General features: G+C 65.6%; 15 protein-coding genes. 7 read left to right on the forward strand and 8 right to left on the reverse strand.

Features of this window, described 5'->3' with window-relative positions:
- Positions 1-252: 252 nt before the first annotated feature.
- Positions 253-1,137, reverse strand: a complete 885-nt coding sequence (locus tag GGR45_RS10865) for an AraC family transcriptional regulator (RefSeq protein ID WP_175312507.1) — start codon at positions 1,135-1,137, stop codon at positions 253-255.
- A gap of 148 nt (positions 1,138-1,285) precedes the next feature.
- Here GGR45_RS10865 and GGR45_RS10870 point away from each other — a divergent pair, with 148 nt between their 5' ends.
- On the forward strand, positions 1,286-2,011 hold the full coding sequence (locus GGR45_RS10870; RefSeq protein ID WP_175312506.1) for an SDR family oxidoreductase: 726 nt from the start codon (positions 1,286-1,288) through the stop codon (positions 2,009-2,011).
- Positions 2,012-2,131: 120 nt separating this feature from the next.
- Here the strand turns inward: GGR45_RS10870 and GGR45_RS10875 are convergent, their stop codons facing one another.
- Complete coding sequence (locus GGR45_RS10875) at positions 2,132-2,866, reverse strand: SDR family oxidoreductase (RefSeq protein WP_175312505.1); 735 nt, start codon at positions 2,864-2,866, stop codon at positions 2,132-2,134.
- Between the two features lie 131 nt (positions 2,867-2,997).
- On the opposite strand from GGR45_RS10875, the gene GGR45_RS10880 reads away from it, so the two are divergent.
- On the forward strand, positions 2,998-3,309 hold the full coding sequence (locus tag GGR45_RS10880) for an ArsR/SmtB family transcription factor (RefSeq protein ID WP_175312504.1): 312 nt from the start codon (positions 2,998-3,000) through the stop codon (positions 3,307-3,309).
- On the opposite strand, the gene GGR45_RS10885 is transcribed toward GGR45_RS10880, so the two are convergent.
- Positions 3,310-4,173, reverse strand: coding sequence for an aldo/keto reductase family oxidoreductase (locus GGR45_RS10885; RefSeq protein WP_175312503.1), 864 nt, complete (start codon positions 4,171-4,173; stop codon positions 3,310-3,312).
- A 91-nt stretch (positions 4,174-4,264) separates the two neighbouring features.
- Between GGR45_RS10885 and GGR45_RS10890 the strand changes: the two genes are divergently transcribed.
- Positions 4,265-5,161 carry a LysR family transcriptional regulator gene (locus GGR45_RS10890; protein WP_175312502.1) on the forward strand — a complete coding sequence of 299 codons (897 nt, stop codon included), beginning with the start codon at positions 4,265-4,267 and terminating at the stop codon, positions 5,159-5,161.
- A gap of 703 nt (positions 5,162-5,864) precedes the next feature.
- Here the strand turns inward: GGR45_RS10890 and GGR45_RS10895 are convergent.
- Positions 5,865-6,755: a LysR family transcriptional regulator gene (locus GGR45_RS10895; RefSeq protein WP_175312606.1), complete on the reverse strand. Its 891-nt coding sequence runs from the start codon at positions 6,753-6,755 to the stop codon at positions 5,865-5,867.
- A 95-nt stretch (positions 6,756-6,850) separates the two neighbouring features.
- Here GGR45_RS10895 and GGR45_RS10900 point away from each other — a divergent pair, with 95 nt between their 5' ends.
- On the forward strand, positions 6,851-7,186 hold the full coding sequence (locus GGR45_RS10900) for a nuclear transport factor 2 family protein (protein WP_175312501.1): 336 nt from the start codon (positions 6,851-6,853) through the stop codon (positions 7,184-7,186).
- Positions 7,183-7,971 (forward strand): SDR family oxidoreductase, encoded by a 789-nt coding sequence (locus GGR45_RS10905; protein ID WP_175312500.1) that lies wholly within the window; start codon positions 7,183-7,185, stop codon positions 7,969-7,971. The genes GGR45_RS10900 and GGR45_RS10905 overlap by 4 nt, the downstream gene beginning before the upstream one ends.
- A 73-nt stretch (positions 7,972-8,044) precedes the next feature.
- Here GGR45_RS10905 and GGR45_RS10910 read toward each other — a convergent pair whose 3' ends face one another.
- The gene (locus GGR45_RS10910) at positions 8,045-8,743 is read right to left on the reverse strand and encodes a pirin family protein (RefSeq protein WP_175312499.1); all 699 of its coding nucleotides are present in this window, start codon (positions 8,741-8,743) and stop codon (positions 8,045-8,047) included.
- Positions 8,744-8,856: 113 nt separating this feature from the next.
- Here GGR45_RS10910 and GGR45_RS10915 point away from each other — a divergent pair, with 113 nt between their 5' ends.
- Positions 8,857-9,786, forward strand: a complete 930-nt coding sequence (locus tag GGR45_RS10915; protein ID WP_175312498.1) for a LysR family transcriptional regulator — start codon at positions 8,857-8,859, stop codon at positions 9,784-9,786.
- Positions 9,783-10,379 carry a TMEM175 family protein gene (locus GGR45_RS10920; protein WP_175312497.1) on the forward strand — a complete coding sequence of 199 codons (597 nt, stop codon included), beginning with the start codon at positions 9,783-9,785 and terminating at the stop codon, positions 10,377-10,379. The genes GGR45_RS10915 and GGR45_RS10920 overlap by 4 nt, the downstream gene beginning before the upstream one ends.
- Here the strand turns inward: GGR45_RS10920 and GGR45_RS10925 are convergent.
- The 3 genes from GGR45_RS10925 to GGR45_RS10935 are packed head-to-tail and all read right to left on the reverse strand — an operon-like array spanning position 10,369 to position 12,900.
- Positions 10,369-11,064 carry a YoaK family protein gene (locus GGR45_RS10925; RefSeq protein ID WP_175312496.1) on the reverse strand — a complete coding sequence of 232 codons (696 nt, stop codon included), beginning with the start codon at positions 11,062-11,064 and terminating at the stop codon, positions 10,369-10,371. The genes GGR45_RS10920 and GGR45_RS10925 overlap by 11 nt on opposite strands.
- An 11-nt stretch (positions 11,065-11,075) precedes the next feature.
- Positions 11,076-12,485 (reverse strand): alginate export family protein, encoded by a 1,410-nt coding sequence (locus tag GGR45_RS10930; RefSeq protein ID WP_175312443.1) that lies wholly within the window; start codon positions 12,483-12,485, stop codon positions 11,076-11,078.
- The gene (locus GGR45_RS10935; protein ID WP_175312495.1) at positions 12,478-12,900 is read right to left on the reverse strand and encodes a DoxX family protein; all 423 of its coding nucleotides are present in this window, start codon (positions 12,898-12,900) and stop codon (positions 12,478-12,480) included. Before GGR45_RS10935 ends, GGR45_RS10930 begins: the two co-directional genes overlap by 8 nt.

Below are 12,900 nucleotides of genomic sequence, written 5' to 3' on the forward strand. Positions count from 1 at the left end.
CCGCTCGTTTCCCACAGCGCCACACCCTCGCGCTTGAACTCGTCCGTGAAACGACGCGTCGTACGTGTGATCAAAACGCCTCCCGGCTCGGCAGAGCCTATCATCGGTGTGCGTCAAACCGAAGGATGATCACATTTTTGGCGAGCGGAAAGAGCGGCCCGATCGTCCGTCGAACGATTTCGACCGCGCCCCCGCCTATTCTGGCGCCCCTCCTTCGATCAGCCATTCCCGGCCGTGACCGTAGTCATAGAGTTATGCCTGCTGGGCAGAATGCAGCCGGTCGATATCCTGACGCGGCGGTGCGCCGAACAAGCGGCGATATTCCCGGCTGAATTGCGACGGACTATCATAGCCTACTGCGAAACCGGCCGTCCCGGCCGTAGCGCCGCCGACCAGCATCAAGCGCCGGGCTTCCTGGAGGCGCAACTGCTTCTGGTATTCAAGCGGCGTCATGCGGGTGATCGCCTTGAAATGCGCATATAGCGAGGAAGAGCTCATCCCTGCCTCGGCAGCGATCTCGTCGATGCGGATTGGCGTGTCGAAGCGGCGCCGGATCGCGGAAATCGCGCGGCTGACCTGGTTGAGGTGGCTGCCCGCTGTTGCAACGTGGCGGAGCATCGGGCCGTGCGGTCCAATCATCAGACGGTAGACGATTTCCCTTTCGATCAGCGGCGCCAGGACTCGAATCGTTTCCGGTCGATCGAGCAGTCCCACCAGACGGCACGCGGCGTCGATCAGATCGGGATCGCTGGGATAAACGCCGAGCACCGGCAGGTCGGCGCGCGGAACGGCACTGCCTTCGCCTACCATCAGATCGGCCAGCATCGCAGGGTCTAGATCGATCTTGCAACAGAGATAAGGGCGGTCGGGGCTCGCATCGATGACATGGCCGACGATTGGCAGGTCGAGCGAGACGAGGAGATAATGCGCTGCATCGTAGACGACGCTGTGATCGCCGATCGAGACGCGCTTCGAGCCTTGGGCGATCAGGCAAAGCGAAGCTTCATAAACGGCGGGCGTCGGGGCGCTCGCTTGGTCCGCGCGAATCAGAGAAACACGGGGTAACGCTGTCGTCCAAATGCCTGATCCGTTGACATGACGGTCGATAACGTCGGTAAGTTCGGCAATCCGGTCCATGCGATGGTCATTCATCAGCCGACCGGCAGGCGCAAGCGGATTGGGCCGCTTCTGGAGAATTGTGCAAAGCGTTCGGACGATCGCTCTACCGCTTACGGCCCCTGCGGCGCCATCTTTCCACCCGTCACTTTAAGGCAAGGAAAGCATCATGGCAGGAAGCATGGACAAAGTCGTCCTCATCACCGGCGCCTCCAGCGGGATCGGCGAGGCGACGGCGCGCGAACTGGCAGCGGCTGGCGCGCGGCTGTTCATCGGCGCGCGACGCGGCGACCGGTTGCAGGCGCTGGCCGACGAACTGGGCGAGACGGTCGCGTGGCGCATCCTCGACGTAACGGACGGCGCCGACTTTGACGCCTTCGTGGGCGCTGCCGAGGCACGGTTCGGGCGCATCGATGTATTGGTCAACAATGCCGGCGTCATGCCGCTTTCACCGCTCGTAGCGCTGAAACGCGATGAGTGGAAACGAATGGTCGACGTCAACATCCACGGCGTGCTCAATGGCATCGCTGCGGTTCTGCCACGGTTCGTGGCGCAGCAGGGCGGCCATATCGTCAATGTCGCCTCGGTCGCCGCGCACATGGTTATGCCGACCGCTGCCGTCTATTGCGCCACCAAACATGCGGTGCGCGCCATTACCGAAGGGCTGCGGCAGGAGCATGACGATATCCGTTCGACGCTGATCTCGCCGGGCGTCGTCGCCACCGAGCTCGGCCACGACATTACCGATCCGGCGGTGGCCACCGCGCTGACGGGGTGGCGGAAGAAAGCGCTGACCGCGGACGCGATCGCGCGGGCAGTTCGCTATGCCGTAGAGCAGCCCGAAGGCGTCGACATCAACGAGGTCATCGTTCGCCCGACCGCTGCAGACATGTAATGGCAGAAGCGTGCCAGCGGTAAACGCTGGCACGCCAAATTGTCGGTCCTTCACGCCGCCGACAAGCGGCGGACCAATTTGATTGCCACGACCGTCTCGAAGAGGGGCCGACCCGGCGGCTTACGCCGTCACACCGCCGTCAATATTGAGCGTGGTGCCGGTGATGTAGCTCGCATCCGGTCCAGCCAGGAATGCGACAGCGCCCGCAATCTCCTCGACTTTGCCGTAGCGGCCGAGCGGGATGGCCTGCAGCACCTGCCCCGCGAATTCGCTGTCGGCGGGATTCATATCGGTGTCGATCGGACCCGGTTGCACAGTGTTGACCAGGATGTTGCGCGGCGCAAGATCCTTGGCCCAGCCGCGCGCCAGCGCCGCCACCGCCGCCTTGGTTGCGCTGTAGATCGTGGTCGCAGGGAAGGCCATTTCGCCCGAGATGCTGCCGATCAGGATGATCCGCCCACCGTCGCGAAGATGCGGCAGGGCCGCGCGGGTGCCGACATGGAGGCCCTTCACGTTGACGCCAAACTGGCGGTCATATGTCTCATCGGTGTCCTCGGCGAGCGTAGAGAACTCGGCGACGCCGGCGTTGTGGACAAGGATGTCGATCCCACCCAAAGCAGCAGCAGCCTGTTCGACGCCGGTGCGCTGCGAAGCGGGATCGGCCGCATTGGCCTGGAAGGCGAAGGCGGTGCCGCCCGCGCTCTCGATTGCCGCCACGGTAGCGTCGGCTGCCGCCTTGTTACCGGCATAGGTGATCGCCACCGTCGCGCCATCGGCCGCCAGCCGCTTGGCGATGGCCGAGCCGATGCCGCGCGATCCGCCGGTAACGAGCGCTGTCTTTCCTGCAAGTGACATGTGCATTCTCCAAAAATCTGGCCCGCGATCACGGCGTCGTGCGCTGTCGGCAGGCAGGAAATTGGGTCGATGCGATAATAGTTCAATAATCCCGAACTATTAAATTTACGGTAGCACCCTATATCTGTCGCATGCCCCGCTTCACCCATCCCCGGCTGGAGGACGTTCCGCTCGATCTGGCGCTGCACGCGCTGGCCGATCCCAATCGGCTGGCTATGGTGGCGCGGCTCGCCGCGACGGAGCGGCTGAGTTGCGCCCATGCCGCGCCGTGCGAGTCCATCCCAAAGAGCACGCTGTCCAATCACCTCAAGCTGCTGCGCGCGGCGGGGTTGATCGAGACGACGCAGGCGGGGCGCGAAATGATCAACACGCTGCGGCGCGCCGAATTCGACCAGCGCTTTCCCGGTCTTCTCGACGCGGTGCTCGCCAACCGCCCGGCCTGATTACCGGCCGATCGCGTTGAGCTCGGCCACCGCATCCTCGGGCAGCGTCAACGAGGCTGCGGCGAGGTTCTCGTGGAGATGCGCGACCGACGAGGTGCCGGGGATCAGCAGGATATTGGGCGAGCGCTGGAGCAGCCAGGCGAGCGCCACCTGCATCGGCGTCGCCTCCAGCCGTGCCGCCACGTCGAACAGTGCCTCCGACTGGAGCGGGCTGAAGCCGCCGAGTGGGAAGAACGGCACATAGGCGACGCCCTGCGCTGCCAGCGCGTCGATGAAGGCATCGTCGTTGCGGTGCGCCAGGTTATACTGGTTCTGGACGCCGACGATTTCGGCGATCTCGCGCGCCTCTTCAAACTGTGTCGGCGTCACGTTGCTGAGGCCGATATGGCGTACCAGCCCCTGCCGTTGCAGATCCGCCACGGCCTTCAGCGGCGCGGCGAGCGATCCTTCCGCCGGTCCATGAACGTCGAACATCAGGCGCAGGTTGACGACATCGAGCGCCTCCAGCCCGAGGTTCTTGAGATTGTCCTCAACCGCGCGGACCAGTTCATCTCGTTCGAATGCGGGCAGCCATGAGGCATCGGCACCGCGCCGCGCGCCGATCTTGGTCACGATCAGCAGGTCGTCGGGATAGGGGGACAGCGCTTCGCGAATGAGCCGATTGGTCACGTGCGGGCCGTAGAAATCGCTGGTGTCGATGTGGTTGACCCCAGCCGCGACGGCGGCGCGCAGGACGGCAATTGCCGCATCATGGTCGCGCGGCGGACCGAACACGCCGGGACCTGCAAGCTGCATCGCGCCGTAGCCGAGCCGCTTCACGTCGCGGCCGGCCAAGGAATAGGTGCCTGCCTGATCGATTGTCATCGTCTTTCTCCTATGCTGGCACCGAGATACGGCTTGCAGATCATCGCGATAAGCCGGACTGATCCGCACGGGCTGTACGGAAAACCGAACGATGAAGGCCAACCTTGCCGATCTCAACGCATTCCTGGCGGTCGCGCAGGCGCGGGGCTTCCGCGATGCGGCCCGGACCGTCGGATCGAGCGCGTCGACGCTGAGCGAAGCGGTCCGGCGGCTGGAAGCGCGGCTGGGCGTCCGGCTGCTCCATCGCACGACCCGCAGCGTCGTGCCGACCGAGGCGGGGACGCGGCTGATCGAACGTCTGGCGCCCGCACTCGGCGAGGTGGAGGCGGCGCTCGACGTCGTGAACCTGTTCCGCGACCGGCCCGCAGGCACGCTCAAGCTTAATGTGCCGGTCAGCGCGGCCCGTCTGGTGCTGCCGTCGATCCTGCCCGGCTTTCTCGCCACCTATCCCGACATACAGGTCGAGATCGTCGCCGAGGACGGCTTTGTCGATATGGTGGCGTCGGGCTGTGATGCGGGCATCCGCTATGACGAGCGATTGGAGCAGGACATGATCGCGGTGCCGATCGGCCCGCGTGTCCAACGCTTCGCGACGGCGGCAGCCCCGGCCTATCTTGACGCACGCGGACGGCCGACCCATCCGCGCGAGTTGTTGGATCATGCCTGCCTGCGCGGCCGGTTCACCAGCGGTGCGCTCACCAGCCCGTGGGAATTCGAGCGCGACGGCGAGATCGTCCGGATTGAGCCGCAGGGGCCGTTAATCGCCAGCGTGTCCGGCGCGGCGGACCTGTTGGTCGATATTGCCGTCGCAGGCGGTGGGGTCATCCATCTGTTCGAGGACTGGCTCCGGCCGGTGCTGGCCAATGGCGCATTGGAAGCTGTGCTGCCGGACTGGTGGCAGTCCTTCTCCGGCCCGTTCCTTTATTATTCTGGTCGTCGTCTTGTACCGCCGCCCCTGCGCGCGTTTCTCGATTTTATTCACGGCTAGGACGCTTCGGCGGATTTTCGGCCATTGCATCGTTTGGCCAGCCGTCGGCTGGTATTCCCGAACTCGGGAGGGCTTCCACAATTGCGGTGCAGGTCGGTGACATGGATAACGCCCGATCGCGACGCTCTCTGCCATTTCAGCCCAACTGTGGCGGTATAGCGATACACCAGGCCGAAGTCTGGTGTACCTTCTCACATCAGAGATCATCATCGCGCCCCCCGTCACGGTGCTGGAGCGGCCGCTTGTTCGACGAGCCTTCCTCCCGCTGACCCGGGGCTGGATGCTGTGCGCTGCCGCTGAAGGGTTTCGCCTCATAGAAGCGAGCCAGAATGATCCGGCAGCCGCGCAACCGGCGTGCGTGGCCTGTACGCGCGAAGGGGCAAATCTGCGGAGCGTGGTCGGTAAGCCATTGGCCTGCCTCGTGCCGACCGGGCGCTGGGGCAGCTGTTCCACAGCTTTAAGTTTAAACTGCGCGAGATCGATATGGTCGGCCGCCTGACCGCGATCGACGCGGATGGTCAGCTCACCCAGAGGTCTTGGGCGATGTACTCCATCCGCCGCGGCATCTGCTATGCTCGCACGCGTTCGCCTGACCGGCGCTATGCGTACAGGATCGGGCGTTCGCTCGTCATATTGATTTTTCGCTTCCGAACGACGGACATTGGGGCTCGACGGTCCGGCTTCAGGATATAGCTGTCCTTTCTCAGCCGATGTCGCGAGCCATGTCGATCAGGGCCTTGAACGCGGCGGAAGGATTACGCCTGTTAGGATAATACAGGCTCAAGCGCCCCAGTGGCGGCGTCCAGTCTTGAAGAACCTGGACGAGCCGACCCTGTTCAATATCGTCGCGCACATCGGATTCCATGAAGTATCCGATGCCGATATGATCCAGAACCGAGATACGGGCGAGGCTCGCCTCGTCGAGCGTGATCGGACCAGTGACATCGACCTGAAGATGCTCTCCGTCTTTCTGGAACTGCCAGCGGTGCAATGCACCGTTTGGCAGTCGGATGCGCAGGCAGGCATGCCGCAGGAGATCGGGGGGCACGCGGGGCTCGCCATTGGCCTTAAAATAGGCCGGTGACCCGACCACCGCGAAGCGGCGTGGTGGGCCGATCGGGATGGCGATCATGTCGCTGGGCACGAGGTCGGCACTTCTCAGACCGAGATCAAAGCCGGCCTCGACAATGTCCACGATCCGCCCTTCGGTGACCAAGTCGAGGTGAACCTGAGGGTAGCGTCGCAGAAATTTGAGCAGAAGCGGGCTGAGAACCTCCCGCGCGCCCGTCGCAAACGCATTGATGCGAAGCGTTCCCGATGGCGTCTCAAGCTGCGCCCGCGCGACGCTCATCGCATCGTGCAACGCCCGGACGGCGGGCCTGATCTGGTCGACAAAGGTCTGCCCGGCGTCGGTGAGCGAGACGCTGCGGGTCGTGCGATTGAACAGCCGGACACCGACCCGCCGTTCGAGCTTGCCGATCAGATTGCTGAGCGCGGTCGTTGACAATCCCAGTTCCAGCGCCCCCGCCCGGAACGATCCCCGTCGCGCGATGGCGAGGACCGCGTCGAATTCGCTCAGACCATCTCCGGACATTGTCCCGCTTTCCGAAACGCCAGATGCCGTTTTGTGGCGATTATCATGGGCAATCATATCGCTAGATTGATCGCGTCCCGTCAAGGAGCCGAGCAATGACAATCAAACTGCCCAAGCCCATCGCCGATTATGTCGCGGCGAATGCCCGTTTGGATGTGGAGGGGATGATACAACCCTTCGCGCCCGACGCCGTCGTGTTCGATGCCGGTATCGGCAAGCGCTTCGAGGGCCACGCCGCGTTACGTACCCTGTTCGAGAAGGAGGTCGTTCCGGTGAAAGCGATCTTCACACCGGACACGGCGCGCCAGGAAAACGGCAATGTGGTGGTCGAAGGGCCAGCGCATGGCGACTTCCCCGGCAGTCCGCTCCGCTTCACCTATCGCTTCACGCTGGAGGACGATGCGATCAAGGCGCTGGAGATCACGCTGTGACCGCCGCGATCGACAAGGGGGAGTTCGCTGGCAAGCGCGTGCTTGTCAGCGGAGGCAGCAAGGGGCTGGGCCGTGCGACCGTGATGCGCTTTGCGCAAGGGGGAGCCCAGGTGATCACCGCTGCGCGAGGTGAGGCGGAGCCCATTGGCGACGCCATCTTCGTCCAGGCCGATCTGACGACCCCCACCGGCAGCGCGGCGCTCGCCGAAGCAGCGCTCGACAGAATGGGGGGAATCGACATCCTGGCCCATGTGGTCGGTGGTTCGGCGTCGCCCGCTGGCGGTTTCGCGGCGCTCACCGACGACCACTGGCTGGCCGAATTGAACCTGAACTTGCTGGCCGCCGTCCGTCTCGATCGCCTGCTCGTACCGCAGATGATCGATCGGGGTGCCGGCACGGTGATCCACGTCACCTCGATCCAGTCGATCCTGCCGCTGCCGGAATCGACCACTGCCTATGCCGCTGCGAAGGCCGCGCTCAGGACCTACAGCAAGTCCATCTCCAAGGAAGTTGGGCCGAAGGGCGTGCGGGTCAACGCCGTCTCGCCCGGCTGGATCATGACCGAGTCCACTTCCGAGTTTCTCGAGCGTCTGCGGGCGGCGACTGGTGGCACGATCGAGGAAGCGCGGCAAAAGGTGCTCGACGGCCTGGGTGGCATCCCGATTGGACGGGCGGCCGAGCCTCATGAGGTTGCCGATCTCATTGCGTATCTCGCGTCGGATCGCGCCGCGGCGATCCATGGGGCCGAGTTCATCATCGATGGCGGCACCGTACGAACCGTTTGAACGCTCATAATCGGGCATTCGCAGCGATTGGCGAGGATCACGGTCGTCATAACCGGACCCTCGCCAACCTGGCTTACGCAACGTCGACCAGAATGACCTCACTGTCCTCAATCGCGGTGACGCGCAGCGTCTCGGTCTGATCGATCGCGGCGCCGTCGCGCGCGCCGACCCGCTGCCCTTCGATCTCGACCGCGCCGGTGGCGGGGACGAGATAGCCGCGGCGGTTGGCGCCCAGCGGGTATTCCGCCGTCTCGCCCGCCTTGAGCGTCGCCGCCACGATCCGCGCATCGGTGCGGATCGTCAGTGCGTCCGCATCCTCGGCAAAGCCGGAGGCCAGCGTCACGAACTGCCCCGCCCGATCGCCCTTGGGAAAGGGCCGTGCACCCCAGCTGGGCTTGTCGCCCTTGGCGGTGGGCACGATCCAGATCTGGAAGATTTTGGTCGTCACATCCTCCAGATTATACTCCGAATGGGTGATGCCGGTGCCGGCGCTCATCACCTGGACATCGCCTGCCTCGGTGCGACCCTTGTTGCCCAGATTGTCCTGATGGGTGATCGCGCCTTCGCGGACATAGGTGATGATCTCCATGTCGCGGTGCGGATGCGGCGGAAAGCCGGTCTTCGGCGCGATGGTGTCATCGTTCCACACCCGCAGGCCACCCCAGTTCATCCGGGCAGGATCGTAATAGTCGGCGAAGCTGAAATGATGCTTGGCGTTCAGCCAACCATGATCGGCACCACCAAGACCAGCAAAGGGACGAACCTCGATCATCATCTATCTCCTTGAAACCGGGCGGATCAGCCCGTCTGTTGTCCCGGATATAGGCCTTGCCGACATGCCCGTTCAGTGAGATAAATCGGGCGCTAACGTTCGATGGAATTGAAATGGCCAACCCCGGCTTTCCGACTTTCGACCAGATCAAGATCTTTCTGGCGGTGGTCGATACGGGCAGCTTCGCGGGCGCGGGGCGTCGGTTGAACCGGGCGGTGTCGGTCATCAGCTACGGCATCGCCAATCTGGAGGCGCAGCTGGGCGTGCGGCTGTTCGACCGCGAGGGGACCAAAAAGCCGGTCCTGACGGTCGAGGGCCGCGCCGTGCTGGCCGAGGCGCGGGCGATCGGCGAGGGCGTGGACGGCCTGCGCGCCAAGGTGAAGGGGCTGCTGGAGGGGCTGGAGGCCGAGGTCAATCTGGCCGTCGACGTGATGCTGCCTGCGCCCCGGCTGGGCACGATCCTGCGGACCTTTCGCACCGAATTCCCGACCGTGTCGCTGCGCCTGCATGTGGAGGCGCTGGGCAGCGTGACCGCGATGGTGCTGGACCAGACGGCGGCGATCGGCATTTCCGGCCCCGTCGCGGCGGGGATCGAGGGCGTGGAGTGTATCGGCGCGGGAGCACTGCCGATGGTCCCGGTCGCCTCGCCCGATCATCCGCTCGCCCGGATGGAGCGCATCCCGCCGGGCGCGGGGCGCGATCATATCCAGCTTGTCCTGACCGACCGGTCGCGCTTTACCGAGGGGCGCGACTTTTCGGTGATGAGCCCGCGCACATGGCGGCTGGCCGATCTGGGGGCCAAGCATTCGCTGCTGCGCGAGGGGATCGGCTGGGGCAACATGCCCCTGTCGCTGATCGAGGCCGATCTGGCGACGGGCGCGCTGGTCCGGCTGCACATGCCCGACCATCCCGGTGGCATGTACCGCTTCGCGGGCGTCTGGCGCCGCGACCTGCCGCCCGGACCCGCCGCATCCTGGCTGCTCCAGCAGTTCGTCGAAGCGGGCGCGGCGGATCGCGACATGCCGGGGCTGGGCGAGATATGAACACCGGACGGCTGGAGGCCTTCACCGACGGAGTGATCGCGATCATCATCACGATCATGGTGCTGGAACTGAAAGTACCGGCGGGCGGCGAGCTGTCCGCGCTGTCGCAGGAGGCGCCGGTGCTGCTGGCCTATGTACTCAGCTTCATCAATGTCGGGCTGTACTGGAACAACCACCATCATCTGCTCCACGCGACCGAGCGGATCGACGGGCGGGTGCTGTGGGCGAACCTGTTCCTGCTGTTCTGGCTCAGCCTGGTGCCCTTCGTTATCCGCTGGCATGACGAAAGCCATTTCGCGGTGGGGGCGACGGCGGCCTACGGCGTCGTGCTGGGCATGGCGGCGGTCGGCTACAAGCTGACCGAGCGCGCCATCATCCTGTGCAACGGCGCGCAGTCCCGCGTGGCGAAGGCGATCGGGCGTGACTGGAAAGGGTGGGGCAGCATCCTCCTCTACGCGATCGCGGTGCCGCTCGCCTTTGTCAGCCGGGTCGCGGCGATCATCCTCTATGTCGGGGTTATCGCTTTGTGGTTGATCCCCGATCGCCGTATCGCGCGGGCGCTGGCGACCGAGGACACCCCCCTCACGCCTTGACGATGCCGTTCGCCGCAGGATGCGCGGTGCAGGCCAGCGTGCCGCCCAGTACCAGCGCTCCGGCCAGCGCGAGCGGTGCGGCAAGACCGACATGAAGCAGCAGCGCGGCGCCCACGCACGCCCCCACGAAGATCGCGACCACCGCCGCGATCCGGCGGGTCCAGTTCGGGTTGCCGCCCCCGGCGGCGGTGGAATCGGCGGCGAGACCCGTCAGGGTCAGCGTCAGGACGGTGGTGGTCAGGTCCGCGACCTTCATCTGGCGGATGGTCGCATTGCGGAAGCCCATGGCCAGCCCGGTCAGCGCGATGATGGCGAAGACGGGTGCGGACTCCGGGCTGTTGCGGCCCATGCCGATCGCCAGCACGGCGGCGATCCAGAGCAAGGCGGTCTCGATCGCCGCCTCCGTCAGCAGCCAGCGCCGCTCGGGTCGTCCGACATGCGCGCGCCCCGTCCGCCCGCCGATCAGCGCGCCGACCAGAAAGCTCAGCAGGGCCACGACGAACAGCGGCCAGGCAAAGCCCGGTGTCCCCGCCGCCGCGAAGCCCAGGAAGACGATGTTGCCGGTCATGTTGGCGGTGAACACCTTGCCCAGGCCCAGCACGCTGGCCGCATCGACCAGTCCGGTCGTCACGGACAGCACCAGCAACAGGGGCACGCGCGGGTCGAAACGGGGGGTGTCGGTCATGGTCATGCTCCTTAGAACCGGAAATTCGCCTCCAGCCCCCACAGGCCCGTGGTGCGGGCGGGGCCGGTCTGGCGGAGGAAGCCGCCCGGCACGAAGGCCGAGAGCGAGGTGGAGAGTTCGAGTTCGGGCGTCGCCTGCCACGCCAGCGCGACCTCGGCCTGTTTGCCGATGAAGCGGGCGGTCGCAGCGCCGGGCGCGCGGATCAGGTTGCCAGGAATGTCATAGACGCCGTCGCCGCGTGACTGCCGCCAATAGGCCATGGCGGCCACACTCGCCGAGACGCCACCGCCCAGCACGAAGCTGGCGCGCGGATTGACGTTGACGATATTGCTTGGCCCGATGGGCGACAGCTCGCCGAAATATTTGCCCTTGGGAAACAGGGCATTGAAGGTGCCCAGCCGCGCGTCCCCGGCATGAGCATCGCCGCTGACCATGTTGAACCGCAGGGCGAGGTCGGGTGACAAAGGGGCGGCGGGAAAGCGGTGGCCCAGCTCGGTCGCGACGGTCCAGGCGCGAATGGATTGATCGGCGAACCGCCCGAACTGCACCACCCCCTCGACATTCCAGTGCCAGGCGCCTGCCGCGCCATAATGACGGACGCCCAGGCTGTGGCGTCGCTCCGCCCCGGTGACCCCTCCGAACCGGGCGAGGCGATTGCGATAGCCGAGATAATAAAGGTCCAGCCCCGTTTGCCCCCATGGCATGGTGGCATAGGCGCCCCAGAGCGATTTTGTTGCCGAGCTGCGGTCGTCGAAGCTGTGCGCCCCCGGCTGGACCGGCCGCACCGCCAACAGGTCGATGCGCGCCCCGGGCAGCGAGACGATGGCGCGACCGCCGTCAAATGCCAGCGGGACGTTGGGGCCATAGCGCGTACCGATCAGCCGCTCGCTGCCGAAGGACAGCATCTGCCGCCCGGCGCGCAAGGTCACGCCCGGCGCATCGCTCGCGCCGGTTTCGGCAGGCCCCAGGCGCACGTCGGCGAAACCCTGCAACAGGTCGACGCGGGTCTGGTCGATCGGCCCGGCAGCGGGGGCGACGCCGATCGCATAGGCGGCGATCGGTTGGACGAAGCCCCGCACCCGGCCGACATGGAGGTCGGCATAGGGGAGCGCGCGCAGCCAGACATAGGCGTCATCGGGGGCCGCCGCATTGCCCAACAGATTGTCGCGAAACGCCTCGCGCCGCGCCCGTAGCTCCAGTCCGGTGGTCAGATAGGCGCCGTCATCGCCGATGGGGATGTATTTGAACCGCTCGGTCCAGTGATCGTCGCGCGCCTGGGGGGCGGCCAGTCGGTCCCAATGCTCGTCATAGCGCACGATGGTCAGCGTCGGGGCCTGCCACGCCTCTGTGCCGCTTTGCCCTGCGGCACCAGCATCGACCTGCGCTGCCGCAGCCGCCAGCAGGAGGGCCAGTTCAAGCACGGTCCCGCCCGGCCAGCATCGCGACCAGCACGAAGCCGCCGACCAGCCCGATATGCTCGAAAAAGCCGTTGGTCGCGGCGAAGCGCTCCGGCCCCGGCGGCATCGTCCAGAAGGCATTGGCGGTCAGCGCGGCAAGCGCGGTGAAAACCCCCAGCATCCCCGCCCCCAGCCAGACGAAACGCCCGGTCAGGATCAGCAGCGGCCCGACCAGTTCGACCGCGATGGTGATCGCGGCCCAGAGCGCAGGCGGCGTCATGCCGAAATGCGTCTGCTCCGCCACCGCCCCCGGCCAGTCGGTCAGCTTGATGACGCCGCCCAACATGTACGCACCGCACAGGGCCAGCCGGGCCGCAAACCATGCCGCACGGCTCTGCACGATCACTTCGACAAAGGGGGGATTGGCGGAGCCGCGCAT

Source organism: Sphingomonas zeae (genome assembly GCF_014197135.1).
GTDB lineage: Bacteria > Pseudomonadota > Alphaproteobacteria > Sphingomonadales > Sphingomonadaceae > Sphingomonas > Sphingomonas zeae.

Coding starts and splice junctions, on each gene's coding strand:
- GGR45_RS10885 (WP_175312503.1), bottom strand. CDS start 4,173: ATGACAATCGATCAGGCAGGCACCTATTCCTTGGCCGGCCGCGACGTG.
- GGR45_RS10915 (WP_175312498.1), top strand. CDS start 8,857: ATGGCCAACCCCGGCTTTCCGACTTTCGACCAGATCAAGATCTTTCTG.
- GGR45_RS10865 (WP_175312507.1), bottom strand. CDS start 1,137: ATGGACCGGATTGCCGAACTTACCGACGTTATCGACCGTCATGTCAAC.
- GGR45_RS10890 (WP_175312502.1), top strand. CDS start 4,265: ATGAAGGCCAACCTTGCCGATCTCAACGCATTCCTGGCGGTCGCGCAG.
- GGR45_RS10875 (WP_175312505.1), bottom strand. CDS start 2,866: ATGTCACTTGCAGGAAAGACAGCGCTCGTTACCGGCGGATCGCGCGGC.
- GGR45_RS10910 (WP_175312499.1), bottom strand. CDS start 8,743: ATGATCGAGGTTCGTCCCTTTGCTGGTCTTGGTGGTGCCGATCATGGT.
- GGR45_RS10870 (WP_175312506.1), top strand. CDS start 1,286: ATGGCAGGAAGCATGGACAAAGTCGTCCTCATCACCGGCGCCTCCAGC.
- GGR45_RS10935 (WP_175312495.1), bottom strand. CDS start 12,900: ATGCGCGGCTCCGCCAATCCCCCCTTTGTCGAAGTGATCGTGCAGAGC.
- GGR45_RS10900 (WP_175312501.1), top strand. CDS start 6,851: ATGACAATCAAACTGCCCAAGCCCATCGCCGATTATGTCGCGGCGAAT.
- GGR45_RS10895 (WP_175312606.1), bottom strand. CDS start 6,755: ATGTCCGGAGATGGTCTGAGCGAATTCGACGCGGTCCTCGCCATCGCG.
- GGR45_RS10920 (WP_175312497.1), top strand. CDS start 9,783: ATGAACACCGGACGGCTGGAGGCCTTCACCGACGGAGTGATCGCGATC.
- GGR45_RS10880 (WP_175312504.1), top strand. CDS start 2,998: ATGCCCCGCTTCACCCATCCCCGGCTGGAGGACGTTCCGCTCGATCTG.
- GGR45_RS10925 (WP_175312496.1), bottom strand. CDS start 11,064: ATGACCGACACCCCCCGTTTCGACCCGCGCGTGCCCCTGTTGCTGGTG.